Here is a 23,717-nt window from a genome sequence, read left to right as displayed (position 1 = left end):
TTGAATATGCATAATGTTTTATGTTAACTTATATTTGTATTAGGTTTACTAAAGCTTGGGGGAAAGATGATGAATGTTAAAAATTATGTATTAGCAGCATTCGGTGCGGCAATTATTGCGGTACTTGCACAAGTAATGCTTCCTGTACCACCCGTACCATTTACAGGACAAACATTAGCGGTAGGGCTTATTGCAACAATTTTAGGTCCAAGGCTTGGCACATTAGCTGTTACAGTTTACTTATTATTAGGAGCAGCCGGTTTGCCAGTTTTTGCAGGATTTACAGGGGGAGTTGCAAAATTAATTGGCCCAACAGGAGGCTATTTAGTAGGATTTTTACCAGCCGCGTATTTAATGGGCTTATATTTAGAAAAAACTTCATATACGTATGTGCAAGCAGCAGTTGCAAATGTGATTGGCATGTTTGTAACACTTATTTTCGGAACAATTTGGCTGAAAATTGCAGGAGATTTATCATGGGAAGCGGCACTTGCAGGCGGAATGATACCATTTATTATTCCGGGTTTAATAAAAGCAGCACTGGCTACATGGCTAGGTATTTTTGTGCGCAACCGTTTAATGCAGGCGAAATTAATAGCACTAACAAATTAAAAAATGTTTGAATTATAAGAAAAATCACGTTACAATTACAGCATAAAGCGATAATGAAAAAATAGTAGTCTATGTTTGTTTGACAAGAGAGCTAGCGGTTGGTGCAAGCTAGCATTCAGCATAGGTGAATGGATTTTCTAGCTGCGAGGAGGAAATGCCTTGCCGTAGTTGCTGACGTTACAAGCAGTTCGAGTGGGCTAAGCAATTAGCCAATGAAGGTGGTACCACGGCTCTCCGTCCTTTACAGTGCGGAGGGCCTTTTTGTGTACAAAAGAAGAGCAGAGATAGGAGAGCAGAGTATGACAGAGATGAGTTATGTAATGAAAACGTTGCAGGGGGATACTTATACCCCAATCAGCATTTATTCATGCCTACAAGGGCAACATAAAATGCTGTTTGAATCAAATGCCAAATATGCTGAAAGCGGGCGTTATTCATTTATTGCTGTTGACCCAATAGGAGAGCTGATGGGTGATGACAAGTTCTCAACTTTTAATGGCGAAACGAAAAGCATAGCTGTGACTGAGCGTATAAAAGAGGTGCTACCAATAAATGAAGGGCCATACCCATTTGCATTTTTTGGTGGAGCAATCGGTTATTTTAGCTATGAAACAGCCTTTCATTTTGAAAATATTGGGCAAATCGTGAACGATGTCTATCATATGCCTGACGTTCATCTTTATTTTTATGACACATTTATCGTTATCGATCATATTGAGCAAAAAGTGGCATTAGTTGCTGTCGATTTATTCGGTGGGCGCACTGAGGAGCAAATGCAGCAAGCAATTGCACAGCTTGAGCAGCAAATCGAGCAACAGGTAACACAAACAATCAATACAGATGTGGATATTCATTTTTCAGCGACAATTAGCGAGGAGCAATTTACAAATATGGTGGAAACCGCGCAGCAACATATTCAGCGTGGAGATATTTTTCAAGTGGTGCTGTCACAAACATTTGAAGCCAATTTCGAGGGAGACGCGTTTGCATTATATCGCAAGCTACGTGCAACAAACCCTTCGCCATATATGTTTTATATGAATTTTGGGGATGCCATTGTGCTTGGCACTTCGCCAGAAAGCTTAGTCAAGGTGCAGGCAGGTGTTGTTACAACAAATCCAATAGCTGGCACGAAACCACGCGGGGCTACAGTGGAGGAAGATGAGCGACTAGCACAAATGCTACTGAATGACGAGAAAGAGCTAGCTGAGCATCGCATGCTTGTCGATTTAGGACGTAATGATATTGGACGCGTATGTGAAGTAGGCTCAGTAAAAGTTAATCGCTATATGCATATTGAAAAATATAAATATGTTATGCATATCGTCTCAGAAGTAACAGGGCAGCTAAAGCAAGGAGCACATGTTGTAGATGTACTTGCATCAAGCCTACCAGCAGGTACAGTATCTGGCGCACCAAAAATACGCGCGATGCAAATTATTCATGCACTTGAGCAAAAAAAGCGTGGCATCTATGCAGGAGCAGTGGGCTATATTTCCGCTTCTGGCAACATGGATTTAACGTTAGCTATCCGCACAATGATTGTGAAAGATGGCAAGGCTTATGTTCAAGCGGGGGCTGGCATTGTATATGATTCCATTCCACGCATGGAGTATGAAGAAACGTTAAATAAAGCGCGTGCGTTATTGGAGGTGCGAAAATGATTTTATTAATCGATAATTACGATTCGTTTACTTATAATTTATACCATCAAATTGCGGCATTTGGGCAGGAAGTACAAGTTGTGCGAAATGATAAAATATCAATCGAAGAAATTCGCGCACTGCAGCCAAAAGCCATTATTATTTCGCCTGGGCCAGGTGTACCGAGCGAGGCTGGTAATATTATAGAAATTATTCAAAGCTTTTATCAAGAAGTACCGATACTAGGAATTTGCTTAGGGCATCAAGCAATTGGCGAGGCATTTGGAGCGAATATCGTGCGAGCAACAAACATTATTCACGGCAAAATGAGCCCTCTAACACATCAGCAACAAGGATTATTACAAAATGTGGCCAACGATGAAGAAGTGATGCGCTATCACTCATTAGTAATTGAACATGACACACTACCCGATGATTTCATTGTGACAGCGAGCGCAGCAGATGATGGCGAAATTATGGCGATTCAACATAAGCATTATCCGCTCTATGGTTTGCAATTTCACCCAGAATCTATCGGAACAAAGGCTGGAAACTCAATGATTGAGGCATTTTTGAATGTAGTGGAATGAAGCTGTTGCTGGATTTTATAGGTGAAAAGTCACGATTCGCTCACAAGAAGGAGAAATTCGCTCGTTAAAACGCACTTTTCGCTCGCAAGTAACTGAAATCCGCTCGCAAACAGCTTGAATTTGCCCGTAAGATAGATGAATAGACGCATGAAACTTTGATTTCATGCGTTTTCATTCAGTTCCATGCTTTGCTATAATAGAAGAAAACAGGAGGAATTGAACATGACTAATTACTATAAACAAATCGCTGTCGGCGTTGATTTTTCTGAGCAATCTTTACAAGCGCTACAACGCGCAATAAAGGTAGCAAAACAAAATGAGGCTATTTTACATATTGTAAGTGTAGTCGACACGTACTCTTTTGGCTCAGTACAAGCGTACGATATAACGTATGCAGAGCAAGTAAAAGAGGAACGAGAAAAACAAATGGAGCAGTTAAAAGATGAAGCGATAGCAGCAGGAGTAACAACTGTTCATGCTGTAGTTGAGCTTGGATCTCCAAAGGTGATTCTAACAAACCTAAAGGATATCGACTTAGTTATTATTAGCGCAACAGGCTTAAACCGATTTGAAAAAATGATTATCGGCTCAAATGCAGAACGTATCGTACGAAGCGCAAAATGTGATGTGCTTGTTGTAAGGGGTTAATATAACAATTACGTGTGGAAAAGGGCATAATTAATTAGAATTTGTCCTCCAATTTGTCCATAGGTTTAAAAGAAAGTAAGATTAAATAGAAAAAGCGTAAGAAATCAGCATTTTTAAAATGCATTTCTTGCGCTTTTAAAATTGTAAGTCATTTTGCACTACCCCTATTTATTATGGACGAAGTGGAATATTTATAGATGGAACTTCACCAGAAGCGTAGAATACTAAATGATTATCTGATGTTAAATCTTGTGCTTCAGCAGCTACATTAGTGGATGTGAAACTAATGCCTATAGGGAATACCAAACAAAGTGCCATTAATAGATTAGTTAATTTCTTCTTCATAAATATCACCCTTTATTAGAAAATTAAGTAATAACTCATTTAAATTTACCATTTGTTGTGAAAAATATCAATTAGTTTAATTTCTAATTAAGATAATTTGTTCTTAAATCTTCTACTATTTTTAAGTAATCAAATTTGTTCTGTAAAGTATATATTGTTTTTGCGTTTTCTAAATAAATTGATGCGTTAAGTTTATCTTCCAAAGATATTAAACAGTGTGATGCTTGGAAAAGTAAATCTCCCAATAAATATAATGTTTCATTTTCTGTACATAATTGAATGCCCTGTTTAGCTAGTAAAAGCGCTTCGTTAAATTTGTGAGAATGTTGAAACGCACGTGAGGCACCTAGATATACTCTAATTTGTATTGTAAAGGAAATGGATGATTGTTTCTTAAGCAACAATAAACATTTTTCATAATAAGATAATGATTTCTCGAATTGACCTGCCCCAAGATAAACAACCGCAATACTATTCATAATCGCGACTTCACGCTCAGTGCTTTGCTTGTCGTCAGCGTGTAAAGCTTCTTCTAATGTTTGAATTGCTGTATCGAGTTGTTGGTGTAAAAACCATTGGCAAATCCCTTTATGCCATAATAAAAATTGGCGGTGCTCAGTTGTGAGTAAGGATTCCTGTACAAGCTCATTTTGCACGATATAATAAGCAGATTCATAATCGTTTTGGTGAATAAGTTTACGAATAATATTTTGTGCATCCGTTGTTTTAAAAGAAGTGCTATCAGTACTAGACATATTAAAGAAATAATTCATATCAACCCCAAGTCGTTGGGCGATTGCAAACAATGTAGGGCTTGAAGGAATCATTTCTCCTTTTTCAAAGTTACTTACCATCGCTTGTGTACAGATACCTTCTGCTAGCTCTTTTTGTGTAAACCCCTTTTTTTTCCGTAATTCCTTTATTTTTTGTGAAATCATATGGTTCATAATATATTTGCTCCTATCCTCAGTATACATATGTATTATTATAACTTATGATGGTTGAGTCTAGTAGTTAAAATGCTCATTATAAGTTATTCATTATAATTGATTATTATGTAAAACTAATGTAAATATGTAATTATAAAGGGAGGTTGAGGGTATATATGCCTACTTTACAAGAATGTACTTTACTAAAAGGAGTATACGAGATTAAAAATATTGTAAAAAAAGGTAATTTATCAGTTGTATATTTTGCAAAAAATATGATAACGAAAGAGCTCTTTATTATAAAGGAATTTTATCCAAGTGAAATAGCGATACGTGATACAGATAATCAAACGGTATTAAGCCGTCTTCCTTCCAACAAAGCGAAATTTAATCAATTGAAGGAACTCTTTATACAGGAAGCAACGATTTTGCAAAATTTAAATTGCCAGCATGTGGCGAAATATATTGAACACTTTGAGGAGAATGGGACAATTTATATCACAATGGAGTATTTTGAGGGCGTACCTTTAGATCAATATGTAATAGAAAATACGAATCCCACATATGTATCCATTTTTTTAACTTTGATTAATACACTAAATAATGTTCATCAAAAGGGGATAATCCATCGAGATATTAAGCCAAGCAATATATTAATCGCTAATGATGGTACGCCATGTTTAATAGATTTTGGCTCGGCTATCGATTATCGTGTAACTAAGGATACACCCATTTTAACAAGCAAAAACTATTCTCCTTTAGAGCTTTATTCAAATAAATCGAATCAAAATGTTAAAACAGATATATACAGCCTTAGCGCGACAATTTATTATGCCATCACAAAAAATCCCCCTCACGATATATCAGAACGCTTATTAGATGATAGGCTATTAGATATAAGAGATTATAATTCTAATATTAATTATTTGCTTAGTCGAATGATTATGTGGGCACTTGCATTAGAGCAAAAAAAGCGATGTTTTTCACTAAAATTTATAAAAATCGCTCTATTATATGAAAAAATAAGACTCTTGAAAAGGAGAAGTGAAATTTAACATTTATAATATTGTATAAAAAAGAAGTTGTTCAGCTAAATGGTTGATTGACAAAAATCGGAGGGTTATATGGATAATCAAAAGTTTAATGAATTTATAAAAATCGCAAAAAAATTAAATGATATTGAAATTATCCCATTGCTAATGGGGTCAGTTGGTTTAGAGGTTGCTACAGGAAAGAGTTGGGATGCACAAGACTTGGATATTCATATACCTGGCGATAAAAGAGGATGGGAAGTGCCACCCGAATTAAATATACATAACTGGGATGCTATAGTGAATATTATGAAGTCAATGGAATATAGCTTGATTGATTTGCATGAACACGAATTCTCTAAAGAGGGATTATCAGTTGAGTTTGGTATTATTGATACTTTACCAAGTTTCGCAGGAGTACAGTTAGAGAATTTAGAAATGCATCAACTAGGCGAGGTAAGGTATTATTTACTGAATCTAGAGCAGTATTTAAGTGTTTACGAGTCTTCATCCAAGGATAGTTATCGCGCAGATAACAATAATAATAAGGATATTGGAAAAATAGATTTCTTAAAAAGAATGATATACGATAATCTCGAATCTAACTAATTCTATTTACACGAAATAAAAATTACAGCCATTCTTCAATGGAATGGCTGTAATTTTTTTATACCTCACGTAGAAAGATTATTTGAATTTTGCCAAACATATAGCAGCATCTGATTTATCTGTTCTGCCTCAAGCTCTATCTATCATCCTTCAGCTTATTTTTAGTGTTTGCCTCATGCTACTTTTCCCTCATTGATCAGTAACCCCTAACTGCCATTTTTTATTATTTTATATATTTTAATTAACAATATTATAAACATATCTCTTATAAATATAATAATTTTGGCCTATAAGCCTAATTAAATCTGCTATACAACAAGTATTTTCTAGTCATCTAAAGAGATGTTTAAAATTGGATAACCCTTGTCTTTATTTTTAAATAAATATATTTCGGTTAATTGATAAAAATAAAATATTTTTTAAGGGGAATTAACCTTAATCGTATAATTAAAATGATGAAAAAATAATTTTATTACGTAAAAGTTATATTATATGTATACAAATGTGCAATTAGTTATATTATTTTGGTATATACAAATTATTGGGATTTATATATAAATATATTGTAATAGATATATTTATTGCACCAACAATTATGTTGAGTTGCTAGTTGATACATAAAAGGAGGGAAGGCTGCGATTGAAGCAGCCGAATCTAATGGAGATTATTAATCAAACAAATCGGACAATGCTTTTTGAAGAAATTAACCCTGAAAAGCTTGATTTGCTTACATTAGTTGGAGACGTAAAAGGAATTGATAGTTTAAGTGACGAGAAAATCAAAGAAATTAATCAAAAGTTACTTGTAAAAAGCTTTGATGAATTTTTAGATAAATTCTCGCCTACTGTTTATTCTTTCTACAATGCAGCTAATCAAAAGGTCATGTACACATTGAAAAAACCAGAAGGCATTCAGGAGGACTGTATTTCTGAAATAGCGATTGATCAAAATAATGATTTTTTAAAAATGCTATTTACCTTAATTGATACGAAGCGTAGCCAAGGTATTACGAATGTGGATTTCAAGTTTGAAAATTTATTAGACATGATTTCCCCTAAAAAAGTAATGGATGATATTCGACAAGTTCGTAAGGAAATTCATTATCTTTATGATGAATACGACAAGTTAGACGAGGGTGACCCGAAAAAGCTAGACACAGGGGACAAGCTAAACATATTGTTTGAAGTCGCTAGTAAAAATTACAACAACGTGATGGCGATGCTTCCGCTAGCAATTGAGGATATTAAAACAAGATTGCTATTAGGTAACAGTCAAGATAATGGCGAAGCAGAAAAGCTACAAATTGGTACGTTAACAATTGGCGAGGCAGGAGAGTTAAAAATCATTGAAGCTCCGCAAACATCAGGCACAGATGTTATGTTGCTTGAAGATAATGGTGAGTACGGGCTAAGCACAGTGTTTGAGGAAGACTATCAAGCAATTACTGATTCACCATCTGCTTATGTTAAGAATCTTGTTGTTCGCACATTTGCGCCGTTACCAGCAATAAAAACAGACTTTGATATTGAAACAGAAGTGCAAAACTACAACACATATTTAGAGTTTTATAAAGATGCAAAAGATGAGTTTGTAAAAACAGTTAAACCTTTAGTAGAGAAATTGCTTGGAGTTAAGATGTACTTCGATCAATATACAACGAAAAATAGAGGAATGCAGCCATCTTTGCTTGTTACAAATACGAAGCTAGATATGCTTGTGAAAAGTAACAATGTTCCAAGGCTAAGTGCTTATTTGAATACAGTAAATGGAAAAAATGATTTCACAGATACGATTTGGTATGGAATTGTACCAGGTATTGAGCTTGAAGAAACAGGTAGCACGAAAGTAAGCAGAGCACGCTTTAAAGGAAATGAAAAGACGGCGAAGCAAGAGGGCAATACGATGGAATCGCTGTCTATGCTACTAGACACAATAAAGGATCATAAAGTTCAAGTTTTCTTCAACTTTATGGCGGAGCCTGAAACAACATTTAATGGGATTGCAACAACAGGTATTGATCGCTTAATCGATAAATGTACAGTTTTAACAAGAAAAGAATATAGCGAATTTGCAATTCCGTGTTTGCCGAATTTCACGATTATTCCTAAGGATAAATCGGGTGTCGTTATTGATACACGCATGTATGCGACAGAAAATGGTGCACAGCTATCGAAGGAAAAAGAGGATATTTTGAAGCTTTGGATTGAGGGCGTATATGTAGGCGCAAGCTATGTCGCGGCTGGTATTGTATCGGCTTACCAATGTCCAGAATATTTAAAAGAAGCATCCTTCAAGCTGGTGCAAAGAAATTACCCAGGTGTTCGATTTGATATTGAAGCTGGTGACCATGCACTCCGAGCTGTGACAACAATGGCGAAGGAAATTTCAGGATTTACAAATAATATTAAAGATGCAATCAACAGCAGAAGCTTTGGCTTTGTGTTTTCTTCAGAAAATGCGCAGCTTCAAAATAAAGATATTAGACGGATTACGGTATACAAAGCAAGAAGTCTTGCGATGGATGATAATGGATTTGATTCTATTTATAAAACGCAGGTGAGCACATATATCGAGCGAATTTTACGATTCCAATCCGGTGATTTCAAACATGACAATATCGTTAAGTTCTTTAGTAATAATCCAAATAGTCAGAAGAGTAGATGGGTTAATGACAAAGGCTATGTAAACTCTATTATTCAAGAGGGGGATGATATAGGCTATGTGATTGATGAGAAAACAAGTCTATGTCAAATCGATCTTGTCTTTAACGGTAACGTGAAAAATCTTGAAGTTACGATTACAAAAGGAACAAGTGCTGTCAAAGCATAATTAAGTGAATTGGGTGTTGAAGATTTATTTTTCATAAATCTTTTAACATATATAAGGGCGCTTCTATCCGTTGAAATGGAGAATTGGTAGTAGCTAATATTAAGATTTATTACCTAGTATAAAGATGAAATTACTACATAATTTCGATTATACATACCGAGCCATAAGATAGAAACGCCCACAAAAACATATTTAGGAGGAATAAAGAATGGGTTTTGTATTAAAGGTTGAAGGATCAGAGGCAATTGAATTAGGTTTAGACAGCATTATGACGGTGGAATATGAAACAGATACACCAAACGATTCAAATGCACGCTCTACAGATGTAGGTTCAGTATTAAAAATTAAAGGGAAAATTTTAACGGCTACAGATGGTGACAATGCAGATGACACGATGAAACTAGCTCTTTGGTCATTAGTACCTGCTGAAAAAGCTGATTGCTACCGCAAAGTGACATTAGAAGTTATTTCTGCTGATCAAGTAGTACGAAAAATCCACTTCCCGAATGCATTCGTAGTAGATTATCAAGAGCGCTATGGTGATACAGAAGGTGTTGGTGAATTCTTCCTGTTCATCAAGCAGAAAAAAGACAAAACAGACTTGGCAAAAATCGAAGGTGGCTACGCTGTCTAACATACAGTTGAAGCTCCATTCTATCGCTTAAGGCTGTAACCAAAAAAGATAGCATGTTAGAAATTTTTCTAGCATGCTAGCTTTTTCATATGTGCATAAACGGTGATGAAAATGAGGAGGAACAGATGGCTACACATTACGAAACATTAGGTTTAGATAAAAATGCAACAGCTGAACAAATTAAGCTCGCTTATCGAAAACTATCTAAAAAGCACCATCCAGATGTTAATGGAGGCAGCAAGGAATCAGAAAAAATATTTTTAGAAGTTCAAGAGGCTTATAAAGTACTGAAAGACCCAGCGTTAAAGGAAGCGTACGATGCAAAGCTAACAAAAGGCAATCAAGGCTTTTCCAAGCAAGCAAACGAATCGACTACGCAAAAAACGCAATGGCAACAAAGCGATTTGAATATGGGCAACATTCAAAAAAACTTTGAGCAATTTTTTGGCTTCAATCCTAAAACAAAAGAAGTTTCAGAAAGCCTACAAAACAAAAAAAATCCACTCGATACAACAGAGTTATTTGAGCGGTTTTTCCGGAAATAATACATGTATGGAGAAAGGAGCTTAGCAATGGATGAATGGACGAATTTAACAAATACATATAAGAAACGACAGCACGCCTATGTCATGATAAAAATTATTGACATCCTATTACTAAGTATTAGTGCATTTTTACTATTATATATATTCGCTTTAAGCCGCGACCCCTCTTTGCAAATTGTATCAATAATCGTAATTGTAGCAGGTGGGGCAGTTTTTCTTACTTATAACTATATATCTACTAAAAAGCAAGCACTAGCTCAAGAGACAGCTATAGAAAAGCTTGTGTTAATAGATGAGCGAGGGACAGAAATACAGGAATGGTCATTAATGAACCAAACATCCTTACTTATTGGGAAAAAGACAATCGATTATCAGCCGGAAATTGATTTAAGCTTTGCGGAGTATGCTTCCCTAATTAATACAGAGCATGCCTTACTAAATTATGTGGATGGCATCTGGTATGTCGAGGATGTTGATTCTGTTAATGGTGTTGGGATACGCAAGCCTTATCGCCATATCACTCAAAAATTACAGCAGGACAATCCATGTGCTATTGGGTATGGAGACATTATTTATATAGCAAATACAAAAATAATAGCGAAATAATAACAGCGAATAGGAGATAGACAAATGAGTTTAATTAGATGCACAAACGGTCATATGTTTAGTTCGAGAAGACATAAAAATGTTTGCCCGTATTGCCACGTACTAGTAGAACAGGAGCATCGTACAGTAACGCCAGTAGCGCAAACAGATGTAGATGATAAAACAATGCCGTATCTTGGCGAAATGGATGGGATTGATCCAGTAACAGGATGGTTAGTTTGTATTGAAGGTCCGCAAATGGGAAGAGATTATCGCATATTATCTGAGAAAAACTTTATCGGTAGAGATGAGGATATGCATATTCGAATTATTGGAGATAATACGATTGCCAAACGTAATCATGCAGTAATTGTTTATGATCCGAAAAAGAGAAATTTCTTTCTTCTTCCAGGAGATGCTTCAGGTTTAGCTTATTTGAATAATGAGGCTGTATATACGCCAACAGAATTAACGGCATACGACGTAATTCAATTAGGGAGAAGCATGTTTTTGTTCCTACCTCTGTGTGGTGTGCACTTTGAATGGGAAAATAATCAAAGTGAGGAATGATAACAAATGGCTATATTATTACATCCATACATAATAACGATGCTGTTTTTAGCGGTGCTTGTAATTCTTATTGCTATAAGAAGGCAAATAGTACATAAAATAGCTGATAAACGTATTGAGCTTGGCAATGGTCAAACGATAGGGATGCGTGATGAGCAGGATGATTATTTTGCTACAGTGGAAACGGCTTATGGAACGATTGCGGTATTAGCGGATGGTATAAGTGGATTGGCCAATGGACGGATGGCAAGCACTGTAGCTGTAACGACATTTATAGAGGAATTCAAAAAATTAACAAATATCCAGCAAATAAATGATTATTTCACTGCTGCTGCAACAAAAAGTAATCAAATTATCGTGGAAAACCTAAACGGCTCAAATGGTGGCACAACACTTGTAACTGCAGTTATTGATGAGCACGGCTTGCTGCATTGGAGTGCTGTTGGCGATAGCATTGTCACTATTTACCGCAACGGTGAATTTATAGAAGTGAATGAAAAACATATTTTTGAAACAGTTTTAACAGAGCAGTATTTGAACGGTAAGATTTCTCAGCTAGAAATACAAGAAAATCCATTTAAAAAGAGGTTAGTAAACTACTTAGGCTATGAAGGCTTTAAAAAAATAGATATAGGACAAAGCCCCATTCCTTTGCTTAGAGGAGATAAAGTATGTCTATTAAGCGACGGGGTATATGATTCGTTGACAGAAATAGAAATGGAAAAGTTTCTATCGGAAAAAATCCCACCACATTATATTGCACAAAATATGATAAACGCAATTGAGAAAAAACGTTTGAAAAATCAGGATAATGCAACAATCGTTATTTTAGAAAAGACATGGTAAGAGATCACGCTGTAGAAGGAGGGTGCATATGAGGAAGGAAAATAGCGATTTCCAGACGAGCTTCTTATCTGAAGCAGGCTCCTTTTTGCAAAATAGAGATTATTTTGCCTACACAACGTTAGATGATTTTTCTTGTTGGGTAGCTGTAAAAGGACTTGATTCAGATCAGGAGGTGGATAGTGCCAAAATCGCCGTACAGGCGGTATTAGAAAGCTTTATTGCAAAGCCTGCGCTATCAAAGCGCAGTATAAAAAGCTACATCAATCAGGCACATAAAGTATTGCAAAAACAAAGTCTACGCGTGCGGCTAAAGGCAAGTATCGTTGTAGTCGTTTCAGATTATAGAAGAGTTAGATGTGCTGTAGCAGGCAATGCCCGACTGTATCATTTTAGAAATGGCGTTTCAATATTTAAAAGCCATGACCAAAGCTTGGCACAGGAAATTTTCGATAGGCAGCAACGCGTAGTGGATACACGACAGCATGAGGAACGCGATAATTTATTAACATATCTTGGGCAGCCCTCAAACTTCAGTCCCTACATCTCACCTAAAATGAAGTTGCATGAGGGGGACGTCCTCCTGTTAAGTACAGCAGGCTTTTGGAAGCATGTAGAGGATGTTGAAATGATTGATGCGCTGGAGTTAGCGAAGGAACCAACACAATACGTTGATGTACTGGAAGAAGTATTGCTAAGCAGACAAAGGAAGGTTGTAGACAATTACACAATTGCTGCGGTCTTTATTAATAAAGTGTATCAAGAATCTAATAAGAAAAAAATGAAATATATAAAATGGCTTGTTGCATCGCTTATCACACTGCTATTAGTTGGAGGAGGTGCAGCCTTCTATCAAGCAAAGCAAGTGAAAAAAATAGCAGAATTGACAGTTGATATGAAGGAGTATGAGAAAAACGGCAACCTTTATTTTCAGGATGGCAATTACAGTGAGGCTGTTATGGAATATAGCCAAGGAAGAAATGTAGCCAAAAAATTGAAAGACCCTATACATAGAAATCTACTGGCAACGAAGCTACGTATTACACAGCTAATCATACAAGGAGATGAGGCAGCAGAAGCTGGTGATTTTTCCAAAGCAATGGAGCACTATGAAAAAGCTAATAAAGAAGGGAAGCTGCTACAAAACTTTGGCAAAGAAGATATTGAAACGCGCATAGCCAATATGGATTCGATTGTGGACATTGTGGAGTCAATCAAAGAGGGGGACGCTCTTTTTAATGAGGAGGATTACAATGGGGCACTGGATATTTACCAAAAGGCTAGAACAAAAGCGCGTGCCATTGCATTTACAGGCGAGCCACAAATTAAGACAAAAATAGATGAAACAGAAAGCAAAATAGCAGAGCTAACGAAAGCACAGCAAGAACTACGTGCAGAGGGTTTAGAGAAAAATGGAGATAGGCACTATGCTACGCAAGAGTACACGAAGGCAATCGAATCCTATACAGTGGCACAGGAGATTTATCAAGAAACGGGCTTAATTGCAAAGGTACTAGGATTGGAGCGGAAAATTATGAATGCCAATGATAAATTGCTGCCAGTAATACCACCTGTTGCTGATGTCGAAACGCCAAATAATGAAACAGACAATTCAGAGCAAAGTCTCGAAAGTGAAAAGTTTAAGGAAGGAAAATAACGTTGATGAAAGAGCTTATGTTGGAACGTCTGAAAAAGATAGAAAACTTGGAGCAACGCCAATTGTTAAAGGATATTATGAGCGGTGTTTTTGCTAATTTAATAGATTATCAACAACAAATGAATGATAAATTAGAGCGGCGTTTATTGGATGAGTTGAATCTATCTGAGCAGCAGCTTGATATTTATGGAACGATTACAACTAAAGAACAATTCGATCCAATTCATGAATATTTATTCCCAATAATTCCGGCAGACCTTGAGCATCAAGTCATTTCCATGGAGGAATTAGGGCAAGCGTTGCAAAATCAGCAATCTGCCGTATTGTCTACACTATTTTTGCAATGTGACACCTTACAAATACAGCAATTGCTATCAGAAAATAGGCAGTTTCATGGCATGCTTCATACGACAGCGGGAGATATCAATGTCAAGCTGTACTTAACAAAGCACCAAACATATATAGAGGAGATTGAAAAGCTGTACAATACATTCCAAATAAATGGCATTCCTTGGAAAACAATCAATCATCCTTATATTCATAAATTTCTAGACGTTCGGATGATTAATCAAGCGTTGCCACAGGATGGCACAGAAATTATTGATATCACAATCGATTTAGAGGAATACGAGCCATATAAACAATTGAATATGCTACCGCTCTGGAATATTGAGAGACATGAGGTGAAAAATGCAGGTTTCCCAGTTCCAGCAATCGATAAAATCAATTTTGAGCATAGCCTTTCAGTAAGAAAGCTAGGAGTTGAGCATGGTTATTTAGTAGAGGGCAATGAAACGAGTATTCGTTATGTAAAGCGCTCCGCAAACGATATAACTGTGGTCTCGCCGCAGGATGTATCAGGTATTTGGCAGCTTATTAAAGTGACAAATGTACAACTGGACAAAGTTGGAGCGCTTCCTTATGAGCTCTTCTCCAATCGCCCTAAAGATAACTTTATGCATAGACTAACAACAAATTATCCTATAGCCGTTTATACAGCAGGAGAATTAATGCGATTAATTCATTCCTTTGATTTAACGGATAGACTAGCCTTCATCGACTTTAAAATTGTAGAGGACGAGACAGCAAGAAGCTACAGCTATACTGTAAATCCCTTTCTAACAGAAATCATTAGCAATCCTCAGCATAAAAAAACGATGGTACTACAATTTAAGGCACTGAAGGAGCAGGATTTTATTGCGAATGATTTATTAAGCTTTGTTGTATCAGAAGTGCAGCGCCATTTTTTTGAATACAACTGTGTAGGGGTGTGGCAATGAATTATATTTGGGATTTACTTATTCAAGCTGAGAATCGTGGTCTTGAGCCAAGTGATATTCATTTCAAATTAGCGACGAGCTTCTCCCCTTATATGGAGCTTAGCCCGCAAGTGTTGAATACGACAATGATTGAGCCAAAAGTGGAAATCAATCCTTATTATCGCTATGCCGAAATTTTTAACTATCTATTTCAGCCTGATAATGAAGCGGATGTGGAGATAAGAGAATATTTGCTAGACATTGTCATTCATTTTCTAGCGGATATTGACCGTATGCAAGGGATGAATCGCAAGGAATATTTTATTCGCTTCCTATTGCAGGAATTCACTGCCAATACATTTGGACTAGCCGCCCAGCAGGAGATTCAAGAATTGACGAAGGCGGAGCAGGAAATAGTAGCATTCCATATGATTCACATGTATCAAACGGGGGATATCCTTTACAACTTCAAGGAGACATTGAAAAAGCTATTTCCCAATTGCGCAGTATATATCAAGTCAGAGGGAAGGGATGAGGTGCTGCTTTATATTGGGCAGCAACGAACACAGCAGCGTGAAATAAAAATTAAGCTTATACGAACTTTATTTATGCCTATTGGCTTTACGCTCGATATTTATTGGGCACATCATTTTGGCATTGTGGACGTTGAGGAAACGATGAAAATTGATCAAATCGCGCTGTATTAAATACAAAGGAGGATGGCAAAATGAGCGCTAATTATTCCTATAAATTACATATAAACCGTCGCTATACAGAACATTATACAGTGACCTATACCCGTGCCGAATTAATGGAAATGACGACTTTTCAGCTACGCAATATTTGCTACAAGGAAAAGCTGGTAAAAGGACTTGTCAACACATTAACAAGAGACCAGCTTGTACAAATGATTTTACGCTATCGTGGCGCTGAGGAGCATTTGTTAATTGAGGAATACGCAGAAGGAGGCTTTAAACGGGTTGAAGCTGCCATGCAAACATATTTAAAAACCCCGCTTGCTGACAATGGCAACATAAAAGTTCCTGCCAAAATGAGCATTTATCAAGATATGAAAATTGATGCAACAGACCAATACATTGTGGAAACAAGAGGACTAGTTGAGGAATCGAATGTGCTGTTAGTGAATGAGCAGCTAGCGCTATGTGCGATTTTAACGCTACAAAAGGACAAGCAGCACCCAAATCGCTACTATTTCGTAACAGATGCAGCAATGAATATGCAGGATACAAAAAATAAAAACTACAGCTTTATTTTTTTGCGTAAGCAAGATTCGGATTATTTATACAAAACCTATTACCAAGAGGCACCTCTTCCACCGACAAATTTACATTACTACAAAGTGCCTGTTCTAGATTTAGAAATAAAGCCACTTGAAACAACAAATGCAATATTAGCGATTGATTTTGGCACAACGAATACCACAGCAGGTGCTTATTTAGCGCATGACTATGTGACATCACCATGCTCGCAGGATTTATTGAACAATCGTATCCAATTGAATCAAATTAATTTTGTCACCTTCCCAGATACAATGCACCAAGAGTGGACAGCGGTTGTTCCGACAATTATTAGCGTAGCTGATTGCGCGGAGGCAGAGCATATTCATTATCGTTTTGGCTATGATGCCTTACAGGTAATGAAAAAAAATAATTACACAACGCTCGCGTCCAAATTCCAAGGCATGAAGCGCTGGGTCAATCATTATAACAAAACGGAAGAGATTATGGATGTCAACGGCAATACAGCGGTTGTTCCACGCAGTCAAATGCTTAGAGAGTTTCTTCTGTATGTAATACGAACGGCAGAGCATCAATTTAAATGCCGCTTTCAGCACTTGCATATTTCCAGTCCTGTAAAGCTGAAAACGCAATTTTTAGATATGTTTCAAACTATTTTACCTGAGTATCATATCGAAACAAGCCACGCGCTTGATGAAGGGATGGCCGTTCTTTATAACACGATCGCTAATCAAATAGAAAACAACAGCTTTTTAGATGGCAAAACCTATAAAGCATTAGTGATTGACTGCGGTGGTGGCACAACGGACCTTTCCTCCTGTCAGTTTCGCATAATAGATGGGCGTATCTCTTACAAAATTGATATTCATACAACCTATGAAAATGGTGACACCAATTTTGGTGGTAACAATATTACCTACCGCATTTTCCAATTTATGAAAATCGTTTTTGCCAATTATTATAATCGCGGCAAGCAAGCTTACGATATTGATACGTTAATTGATATTCCTGGCAAGGATATTTATCGCTATGTTGATGAATTAGGCGTTGAAGCGGTATACACCCAATTCGAGCAAGCCTTTACAGAGGCGGAGCGCATTATTCCAACTCGCTTTAAAGAATATGAAAATCGGACGCGTGATGAATACTTACGTGTACGCAATAATTATTATTTCCTGTGGGAAATGGCAGAAGAAATGAAAAAAGAATTTTTCCGCAGAACAGGTATTTTAAGAAGCCGCTTCCACTCAACGATAGATGTAGAGCAGGATAGCGACCTGAATGTAACGGCGGTTGATCGCTGGTGCTTATCAATAAAGGAAAACGAACAATTCCAAGATATATACGACTACCCGAACGTTTATTTCAATATTAAGGAAATTAATCATTTAATTAAGGCAGATATTTATGATATTGTACGCAAGTTTTTAGAGGAATTTTATGAAACAGGCGTGCTAAGTGAATATTCCATTATTAAATTAACAGGGCAATCCTGCAAAATTGATGCTTTCCGAGAGGCTTTAAAGGAATTTGTTCCAGGACGCAGCATTGAATTTAGACAAAAGGCTGAAAATGTCGGCAATGTACCAGAACTAAAGCTAGCCTGCTTACGTGGTGCTCTACGCTATTTAAATGCTAAAAAAATCGGCATGATTGAAACGAATGTGACAAATGATGCACCTGTTGTGCCATATGCGGTAAGTGCGTTAACGCATAACAAGCAGGAGAAGCTATTAATCAGTAGCTTGGAAAGACTCAATCAAATACATGGTACCATTTCGCGTCCATGGGGTGTAGTAGAAGTAGAGTTTTTCCTATATAACCATGAAAGCAAATCCTCCCATAAATATGTTTATACAAATCAGATAGAGGATTTTATGCCAGTGTTATATGAGCAAATTGCTACATATTACGGTGAGCATATTCCACAAAGTGAAACAGACTCCATTGTTAATGGAGAGGTGAAGTTTTTTGTCTTTGCTAGCCAAGACCATTGGGGCTTCCATGTCGTACCTGTTGCCCGCCAAAATGAGCAATTATTGCTTGGGAAAAAGCAGTTTTTTGCCTTTGAAACGGACTTATCAGAGCTGGATTTCTTTGATGGCTTGAAGTAGTGAGAAATGAGGTGAGTGCAAAATGGTAACAAATGTATACCCACAGTTTCAGAAGGGCAGGATTTTAAAGCGAGAAATGCTAGAAAGCTTGCGTGATTATCCAAGGGAGATCGTAGATTTATATTTTCAAGATTACTCAGATGGCATTATTGCTGGGCTAGATATAACAGTAGACGGCACAAACTTACTCGTCTCAAAGGGCATAGTGAAGTATCAAGGACATATTTATATGCTGACTACAGACTACACATTACCCTATGAAGCAACAGAAAGAGAAACAGCGCTCTTACTACAATTTGCTGAGCCAGAGCAGCAGCTCGACTTTACACAATACTCGGCCAAGCTACTATTAGCTGCTGCAACAGCGGGCGCTGATAATGCGCTAGAATTAGCTCGTTTTAAATTAAAGACAGGTGCGATTTTACGCTCTACCTATACAGATTTTTCTGATTTTGCAACAGAATACAATACGCTTATTTACTTGCATTGTCAGTATGCAGGATGGCAAAAAAGCACCTATCATCCCATCATGCTGAAATATTATGCGCGAGAGCTGCTAAAAAATCGTCCAACAAATCCTTATGATATCGCATTTGCCCTTGAATGCTTAAATCAAGAGCGCATAGAGCGAGAGGTAGTAGATTGGTATATTAGCAACCGATTAGAGCTAGCGTATCAAGCATTATCCAATGAACAAGCCCATCAATATTTAACGCGCATATTAAACAGTGGGCCAAACAGCAAACGCAGAGCCGATGCACATACAGGCCGCCCTGTACGCATGCTCGTTGATTAAAAGGAGGGTGAATAGTATGGAGTTTTTAGATGAGAAAATACTCGCATTAAGGAATGAAATGCGTGAGCAGGAAAGGCATGAGGAAGCGATACAGGCAGAAGCTGTATCGGAAGTTGACTTAACACAGGACCTTATTGTCATTAATAACAAAGCAGTTAAGGTCAAAACAGTTACATTGCTAAATGGCAATATCACGCTACGTATGCCAGCACTATTTTTTGAAATGCCTAAGGAGCTTGCTGCATTAAAATATCCATCAGAGCAAAGACCGAATATTATTTTCACAGATGAATCAACGACTGTGAATTTAGCCTTTAGCCTTACGACAATGGAGTTAACAGATGATGAAGTGGAGCAGTTTCGAGATGAGATGATGGAAGGGATGGAGCAAATGCAGCCAAATTTACAATGGTTAGATATAGGCATACGCTCTGTACAAGATAAGCTGATAAGTTACTTTATGGTCATTACCCCTGCTATTGATAGTGATATGTATAATCTAATGTTCTTTTGTTCGATTAGTAATTACGCATTAATCAGTACTTTTAATTGTTTAGAGGAAGATTTAGACATATGGAAGCCGGTTGCGCTAGGAATAATCGATAGCATCCAATTTGCGCAAGGGCAAGATGGGGGAGGGATTGTACGATGACAGGCAGTGTAACGACCTATCACCAATTACAAATAAAGCCTTTTCAACTTGTAAGCATACAAGAACTGACATTAACGAAGAAAATAAATGAGCATGCACACTTATACTTGACGGCAATTGTACCAGAAGAAATGCGTGATCAATATGTAGAAATGGCAGAAAAGCAAACAACGATTGAGGTAAATCAGCTTGCTGCACAAAGTGCACCAACCCAGCTTTTTAAAGGTATGATTTTAGAAATAAAAATACAGATGGTGCGTGGTATTTACTATATGGAAATGGAGGCTATATCCAGTACCTACCAGTTAGATATAAAACAAAATACGCGCTCTTATCAAGATAAAGATATGGCATATGCAACCTTATTTAAACAATTAAGTGCCACATATGCAGGGCTTGATGTAATAGATGAGGCGACAAATAGTGCGAAGCTTGAAAAGTTTACATTGCAATATCGAGAAACGGACTGGCAATTTTTAAAGCGTCTTGCCTCACGTTTTCAAACAGGGCTAGTGCCTGCCGCAACATTTGCACAGCCAAAATTTTATTTTGGTATACCTAATGGTCATAAGCAAGGTAAGTTAGAGGATTATCATTACACAACTCGGAAAAATCTAGCAGGCTATTTACGCTATACAGAAAATGGTCAACAAGGCATGACAGAACAAGACTTTTTATATTATGAGATTGAAACAGACGATGTTTTTGGGTTAGGAGATACAGTAACTTTTAAAGGGCAGGAGCTATATATATATGAAATCTGTACAACAATGAAGGACGGCCTATTAAAGCATTTATACACATTGTCTACGGAAAGTGGTATGAAGCAAAAAGAAGTATTTAATGAGGCGATCCCAGGGTTGTCACTAGAGGGTAAAGTGCTAGAAGTAGCAAAGGATCATATTAAAGCGCATCTTACAATTGACGAAAAGCAAGACAAAGGCAAGGCACACTGGTTCCACTATACTACGCCTTACACCGCAGAGGGCAATAGCGGTTGGTATGCCATGCCAGAGGTCAATGATTTTGTGCATGTCTATTTCCCAACGCATTGCGAGGAAGAGGGAGTGGCAAGCCATTCGATACGTAAAAATCGAGAGACAAGTGCCACAAATAAGTTAGACGATCCTTCAACGAAGTATTATCGTACCGCCTTTGGCAAGGAAATCAAAATGAGCCCAGATGAAATTGTGATTACAGCACAGGATGGCAGTGTCTTTATTCGTTTAAATGAAGCGAATGGCATCGAGCTATATAGTAAAGGGGCTATCCAATTGACATCACAAGCAGATATTTCAGTCAATGCCAATAAGAAAATTATTGTTTCTGCGGAAGAGGAAATTTCACTGACATGTCAAGGGAGCAGTATCACGATGGATGGTAATGTACAAATCTTTGGTAAAGAAGTAAAGGCGAATTAAGGAGGGAGAACAATGCAAACAACAGCTTTGTCACAGCTCTTTTATGAACAGGAAGTGCCGCAAAGGCGGTTGCGCTACCTGCTTGCATTGGAGGATTATTTCCAAGGAAATAGAGTGCAACTTGTTAAGCAATTTCAACAGGCTTTTCAACTAATTTGCGAGCAGCTTGCAGAGGAACAAATTCTCCATCTGAAGGAAGCACTTGGAAATATCACGATTTCGCTGTTGCGTACAGAGTTGCTTGAAGGCACGCATCGTTATGTTGTAGAAGGGACGACAGGCAAATGGATTTTTGATGCCCACCCGATTGTGACGACCTATGATGCGAGCTGGGCATTGCAATATTTAGAGCAGTTTATAGCAGAGCTTGAGCAGTATAGCAAAGTATTTGCTGGTACGGTTTCGCAGGTGGAAATAGAAGCCTTGAAATTGCAAGAAGTAAAGCATTTTCATCAATACATCGCAAGCCTTGCACGCTATGCACTAAGGGATGAGATTATTTGTCCAGCCTATAAACGATTAAAACGAGAGGCAGACCTTGAAATTCGTATAGGTGAGTTTTTCGATTATAGTGAAACGGTTTATCGTGAGGGAACACCATCTAAAGAAGCAGATGAAATAAAAACATGGCTAAATGAAAAATTAGCGAATGAGTATGCATACGAAAACTTCCGTCAACTTGACTTATCCAATGAGGCATATAACGACTTGGATTTGCGCTATACCTTTTTCGAAAATAGCCAGTTAGCGGCTAGTGAACTATGCCGTTGTGCATTGATAGGGGCAAATTTTAAAAATAGTAACCTAATAGGAGCTAATTTGAGTGCAAGTACAATCCATGAGGCGGACTTTAGCTTCTGTCAATTGCAGGGGGCAAACTTTCAGCAAGTACAAGGTGCAGTAGGCTTAATAAATCGTCAGCAATGGACCATGCCGGGCTATTTACCTGTTCAGTTTGCAGGCGCCAATTTAGAACGTGCCAATTTTGAATTTGCTGATTTACGAGGTGCCTGTTTCCTAGGTGCGAATCTACACAATACCGATTTTGCAGAGGCGAATTTAGAGGGAGCTATCTTTTCAAAGGAAGCACAGGCATCTATACAGCTTACACCAAAGCAAGCAGCCGAAGTTATTTGGCAGTAAAGGAGTAGAGGCGATGAACTATTTTATTTTAAGACAAGACCACCGCATTATACAGGCAGTAGAACCAATTGGGATAACGAAAGTGCTCAAAAAAGAGCTATTAACAATAGAGCGTATAGAGGAAATAGAATTACTCAATCGCCAATTTCCAATTGCTACGAAAAAGAAAACAGATTATATCGACTTTATTGAAAGACCGATTGCATTATTTTCCGACACACTCAAACAGCTTATCGAGAAATATGATACTAGTTTACTGTGGAAGTCTGTTGTACTAGCGGATATCCCAAATGTCAAACAAACCTTATATTGGCTAGCCATTTTACCGAAGATTGCTTGCTTATCTCCCAAAACAGAATTTCATCTTGATGGTACCTTAAAAAAATTAATCATTGATGAAGAAAAGGCGAAGCCATACAGCATTTTTCAAATTGAAGGCATTTATGAAACATTTATTTTTATCAATATTGAGTTAGCGGAAAGTATACTACGCAGACGCTTTCAGGGAATACAGCTAGAAAAGGTACAAACCGAAGGAAGATGGCATATGCTTTTAGCTAAATAATAAAAAAATGAGAAAGGATGATGAACATGGCAGAACCACTGCAAAATAAAGGTGCTGTACAGCTTAGCTATGTTGTCGCAGGTGCGACTTTATCCTGTTCAGAGGGAGATCAAACGAGCATTTTACAGTTACCCGTTAGTCACGGGGTTTTTCTAAAAAACAAGGCAAAAATGAATGAAATGGATTTTAAGCCAAATGTTCATGTTCACCCCTTTGGCTTATGCCAAACACTAGCCAATCCAGCCGTAGCCGCTGCTACAGCAGCTAATAAAGGTGTTTTAAAGCCAATGCCTTGTACCCCTGTACTGACGATGCCTTGGATAAATGGAAAGAGTGATCAATTAATTGAAAACTATCCTGCTTTAACGACACAATCAACGAACATGTGTCTGTATTGCGGAACTATTCGTGTGGAGGACGATGGACAAGAATAAGTGA

General features: G+C 37.4%; 24 protein-coding genes and 1 other annotated feature. Of the genes, 22 read left to right on the top strand and 2 right to left on the bottom strand.

Going from position 1 to position 23,717, the window contains the following annotated elements; genetic code table 11:
* Positions 1-66 precede the first annotated feature (66 nt).
* The 4 genes from TY13_RS08005 (at position 67) to TY13_RS07990 (ending at position 3,493) form a co-directional block, all read left to right on the top strand.
* On the top strand, positions 67-612 hold the full coding sequence (locus tag TY13_RS08005) for a biotin transporter BioY (RefSeq protein ID WP_407637709.1): 546 nt from the start codon (positions 67-69) through the stop codon (positions 610-612).
* A gap of 41 nt (positions 613-653) precedes the next feature.
* Positions 654-857 (top strand) — a binding site (T-box leader).
* A 54-nt stretch (positions 858-911) separates the two neighbouring features.
* A complete protein-coding gene (gene trpE, locus TY13_RS08000; RefSeq protein WP_042473947.1) occupies positions 912-2,276 on the top strand; it encodes an anthranilate synthase component I in 1,365 nt (454 codons plus the stop codon).
* On the top strand, positions 2,273-2,845 hold the full coding sequence (locus TY13_RS07995) for an anthranilate synthase component II (RefSeq protein ID WP_042473944.1): 573 nt from the start codon (positions 2,273-2,275) through the stop codon (positions 2,843-2,845). The genes trpE and TY13_RS07995 overlap by 4 nt, the downstream gene beginning before the upstream one ends.
* Before the next feature lie 222 nt (positions 2,846-3,067).
* Positions 3,068-3,493, top strand: coding sequence for a universal stress protein (locus tag TY13_RS07990; RefSeq protein ID WP_042473941.1), 426 nt, complete (start codon positions 3,068-3,070; stop codon positions 3,491-3,493).
* 171 nt (positions 3,494-3,664) lie between these two features.
* Here the strand turns inward: TY13_RS07990 and TY13_RS20655 are convergent, their stop codons facing one another.
* Together TY13_RS20655 and TY13_RS07985 are read right to left on the bottom strand one after the other, a co-directional pair.
* A complete protein-coding gene (locus TY13_RS20655) occupies positions 3,665-3,838 on the bottom strand; it encodes a hypothetical protein (protein ID WP_154661565.1) in 174 nt (57 codons plus the stop codon).
* An 83-nt stretch (positions 3,839-3,921) separates the two neighbouring features.
* The gene (locus TY13_RS07985) at positions 3,922-4,785 is read right to left on the bottom strand and encodes a helix-turn-helix domain-containing protein (protein ID WP_042473938.1); all 864 of its coding nucleotides are present in this window, start codon (positions 4,783-4,785) and stop codon (positions 3,922-3,924) included.
* A gap of 158 nt (positions 4,786-4,943) precedes the next feature.
* Here TY13_RS07985 and TY13_RS07980 point away from each other — a divergent pair, with 158 nt between their 5' ends.
* From TY13_RS07980 to TY13_RS07895, 18 genes are all read left to right on the top strand, one after another.
* A complete protein-coding gene (locus tag TY13_RS07980; RefSeq protein ID WP_042473933.1) occupies positions 4,944-5,822 on the top strand; it encodes a serine/threonine-protein kinase in 879 nt (292 codons plus the stop codon).
* Positions 5,823-5,891: 69 nt separating this feature from the next.
* Positions 5,892-6,407 (top strand): hypothetical protein, encoded by a 516-nt coding sequence (locus TY13_RS07975; RefSeq protein ID WP_042473931.1) that lies wholly within the window; start codon positions 5,892-5,894, stop codon positions 6,405-6,407.
* A 657-nt stretch (positions 6,408-7,064) separates the two neighbouring features.
* Positions 7,065-9,236: a transcriptional regulator gene (locus TY13_RS07970; RefSeq protein WP_042474297.1), complete on the top strand. Its 2,172-nt coding sequence runs from the start codon at positions 7,065-7,067 to the stop codon at positions 9,234-9,236.
* 208 nt (positions 9,237-9,444) lie between these two features.
* Complete coding sequence (locus TY13_RS07965) at positions 9,445-9,870, top strand: hypothetical protein (protein WP_042473928.1); 426 nt, start codon at positions 9,445-9,447, stop codon at positions 9,868-9,870.
* A gap of 125 nt (positions 9,871-9,995) precedes the next feature.
* Positions 9,996-10,415, top strand: a complete 420-nt coding sequence (locus tag TY13_RS07960; protein ID WP_042473927.1) for a DnaJ domain-containing protein — start codon at positions 9,996-9,998, stop codon at positions 10,413-10,415.
* A gap of 27 nt (positions 10,416-10,442) precedes the next feature.
* Positions 10,443-11,021, top strand: a complete 579-nt coding sequence (locus TY13_RS07955; RefSeq protein ID WP_042473925.1) for an FHA domain-containing protein — start codon at positions 10,443-10,445, stop codon at positions 11,019-11,021.
* A 24-nt stretch (positions 11,022-11,045) separates the two neighbouring features.
* On the top strand, positions 11,046-11,570 hold the full coding sequence (locus tag TY13_RS07950; protein WP_042473924.1) for an FHA domain-containing protein: 525 nt from the start codon (positions 11,046-11,048) through the stop codon (positions 11,568-11,570).
* A 6-nt stretch (positions 11,571-11,576) separates the two neighbouring features.
* Positions 11,577-12,416 carry a PP2C family protein-serine/threonine phosphatase gene (locus TY13_RS07945; protein ID WP_042473923.1) on the top strand — a complete coding sequence of 280 codons (840 nt, stop codon included), beginning with the start codon at positions 11,577-11,579 and terminating at the stop codon, positions 12,414-12,416.
* Positions 12,417-12,444: 28 nt separating this feature from the next.
* The gene (locus TY13_RS07940) at positions 12,445-14,070 is read left to right on the top strand and encodes a serine/threonine protein phosphatase (protein ID WP_052344269.1); all 1,626 of its coding nucleotides are present in this window, start codon (positions 12,445-12,447) and stop codon (positions 14,068-14,070) included.
* 2 nt (positions 14,071-14,072) lie between these two features.
* A complete protein-coding gene (locus tag TY13_RS07935) occupies positions 14,073-15,350 on the top strand; it encodes a hypothetical protein (RefSeq protein WP_052344268.1) in 1,278 nt (425 codons plus the stop codon).
* A complete protein-coding gene (locus tag TY13_RS07930; RefSeq protein ID WP_042473922.1) occupies positions 15,347-16,036 on the top strand; it encodes a hypothetical protein in 690 nt (229 codons plus the stop codon). The genes TY13_RS07935 and TY13_RS07930 overlap by 4 nt, the downstream gene beginning before the upstream one ends.
* A 20-nt stretch (positions 16,037-16,056) precedes the next feature.
* Positions 16,057-18,702 carry an acetate and sugar kinases/Hsc70/actin family protein gene (locus tag TY13_RS07925; protein WP_042473921.1) on the top strand — a complete coding sequence of 882 codons (2,646 nt, stop codon included), beginning with the start codon at positions 16,057-16,059 and terminating at the stop codon, positions 18,700-18,702.
* A 22-nt stretch (positions 18,703-18,724) separates the two neighbouring features.
* A complete protein-coding gene (locus TY13_RS07920) occupies positions 18,725-19,498 on the top strand; it encodes a hypothetical protein (RefSeq protein ID WP_042473920.1) in 774 nt (257 codons plus the stop codon).
* 16 nt (positions 19,499-19,514) lie between these two features.
* On the top strand, positions 19,515-20,150 hold the full coding sequence (locus TY13_RS07915; RefSeq protein ID WP_052344266.1) for a hypothetical protein: 636 nt from the start codon (positions 19,515-19,517) through the stop codon (positions 20,148-20,150).
* On the top strand, positions 20,147-21,571 hold the full coding sequence (locus TY13_RS07910; protein ID WP_042473915.1) for a hypothetical protein: 1,425 nt from the start codon (positions 20,147-20,149) through the stop codon (positions 21,569-21,571). The genes TY13_RS07915 and TY13_RS07910 overlap by 4 nt, the downstream gene beginning before the upstream one ends.
* A 12-nt stretch (positions 21,572-21,583) precedes the next feature.
* Positions 21,584-22,714 (top strand): pentapeptide repeat-containing protein, encoded by a 1,131-nt coding sequence (locus TY13_RS07905; protein WP_042473914.1) that lies wholly within the window; start codon positions 21,584-21,586, stop codon positions 22,712-22,714.
* Between the two features lie 13 nt (positions 22,715-22,727).
* Positions 22,728-23,279 (top strand): hypothetical protein, encoded by a 552-nt coding sequence (locus TY13_RS07900; RefSeq protein WP_042473912.1) that lies wholly within the window; start codon positions 22,728-22,730, stop codon positions 23,277-23,279.
* A 26-nt stretch (positions 23,280-23,305) separates the two neighbouring features.
* Positions 23,306-23,713, top strand: coding sequence for a DUF4280 domain-containing protein (locus TY13_RS07895; protein WP_081796940.1), 408 nt, complete (start codon positions 23,306-23,308; stop codon positions 23,711-23,713).
* Positions 23,714-23,717 lie beyond the last annotated feature (4 nt).

It is taken from the genome of Bacillus ndiopicus (assembly GCF_000612805.1).
GTDB classification, from domain to species: domain Bacteria; phylum Bacillota; class Bacilli; order Bacillales_A; family Planococcaceae; genus Metasolibacillus; species Metasolibacillus ndiopicus.
Note: the sequence above shows the minus strand (reverse complement) of the source record. Positions and strands in the feature narration are given on the sequence as shown.

Excerpts from the sequence above, each read along its gene's own strand:
- TY13_RS08005 (WP_407637709.1), top strand. The coding sequence starts at position 67 with ATGATGAATGTTAAAAATTATGTATTAGCAGCATTCGGTGCGGCAATT.
- trpE (WP_042473947.1), top strand. The coding sequence starts at position 912 with ATGACAGAGATGAGTTATGTAATGAAAACGTTGCAGGGGGATACTTAT.
- TY13_RS07995 (WP_042473944.1), top strand. The coding sequence starts at position 2,273 with ATGATTTTATTAATCGATAATTACGATTCGTTTACTTATAATTTATAC.
- TY13_RS07990 (WP_042473941.1), top strand. The coding sequence starts at position 3,068 with ATGACTAATTACTATAAACAAATCGCTGTCGGCGTTGATTTTTCTGAG.
- TY13_RS20655 (WP_154661565.1), bottom strand. The coding sequence starts at position 3,838 with ATGAAGAAGAAATTAACTAATCTATTAATGGCACTTTGTTTGGTATTC.
- TY13_RS07985 (WP_042473938.1), bottom strand. The coding sequence starts at position 4,785 with ATGAACCATATGATTTCACAAAAAATAAAGGAATTACGGAAAAAAAAG.
- TY13_RS07980 (WP_042473933.1), top strand. The coding sequence starts at position 4,944 with ATGCCTACTTTACAAGAATGTACTTTACTAAAAGGAGTATACGAGATT.
- TY13_RS07975 (WP_042473931.1), top strand. The coding sequence starts at position 5,892 with ATGGATAATCAAAAGTTTAATGAATTTATAAAAATCGCAAAAAAATTA.
- TY13_RS07970 (WP_042474297.1), top strand. The coding sequence starts at position 7,065 with ATGGAGATTATTAATCAAACAAATCGGACAATGCTTTTTGAAGAAATT.
- TY13_RS07965 (WP_042473928.1), top strand. The coding sequence starts at position 9,445 with ATGGGTTTTGTATTAAAGGTTGAAGGATCAGAGGCAATTGAATTAGGT.
- TY13_RS07960 (WP_042473927.1), top strand. The coding sequence starts at position 9,996 with ATGGCTACACATTACGAAACATTAGGTTTAGATAAAAATGCAACAGCT.
- TY13_RS07955 (WP_042473925.1), top strand. The coding sequence starts at position 10,443 with ATGGATGAATGGACGAATTTAACAAATACATATAAGAAACGACAGCAC.
- TY13_RS07950 (WP_042473924.1), top strand. The coding sequence starts at position 11,046 with ATGAGTTTAATTAGATGCACAAACGGTCATATGTTTAGTTCGAGAAGA.
- TY13_RS07945 (WP_042473923.1), top strand. The coding sequence starts at position 11,577 with ATGGCTATATTATTACATCCATACATAATAACGATGCTGTTTTTAGCG.
- TY13_RS07940 (WP_052344269.1), top strand. The coding sequence starts at position 12,445 with ATGAGGAAGGAAAATAGCGATTTCCAGACGAGCTTCTTATCTGAAGCA.
- TY13_RS07930 (WP_042473922.1), top strand. The coding sequence starts at position 15,347 with ATGAATTATATTTGGGATTTACTTATTCAAGCTGAGAATCGTGGTCTT.
- TY13_RS07925 (WP_042473921.1), top strand. The coding sequence starts at position 16,057 with ATGAGCGCTAATTATTCCTATAAATTACATATAAACCGTCGCTATACA.
- TY13_RS07920 (WP_042473920.1), top strand. The coding sequence starts at position 18,725 with ATGGTAACAAATGTATACCCACAGTTTCAGAAGGGCAGGATTTTAAAG.
- TY13_RS07915 (WP_052344266.1), top strand. The coding sequence starts at position 19,515 with ATGGAGTTTTTAGATGAGAAAATACTCGCATTAAGGAATGAAATGCGT.
- TY13_RS07910 (WP_042473915.1), top strand. The coding sequence starts at position 20,147 with ATGACAGGCAGTGTAACGACCTATCACCAATTACAAATAAAGCCTTTT.
- TY13_RS07905 (WP_042473914.1), top strand. The coding sequence starts at position 21,584 with ATGCAAACAACAGCTTTGTCACAGCTCTTTTATGAACAGGAAGTGCCG.
- TY13_RS07900 (WP_042473912.1), top strand. The coding sequence starts at position 22,728 with ATGAACTATTTTATTTTAAGACAAGACCACCGCATTATACAGGCAGTA.
- TY13_RS07895 (WP_081796940.1), top strand. The coding sequence starts at position 23,306 with ATGGCAGAACCACTGCAAAATAAAGGTGCTGTACAGCTTAGCTATGTT.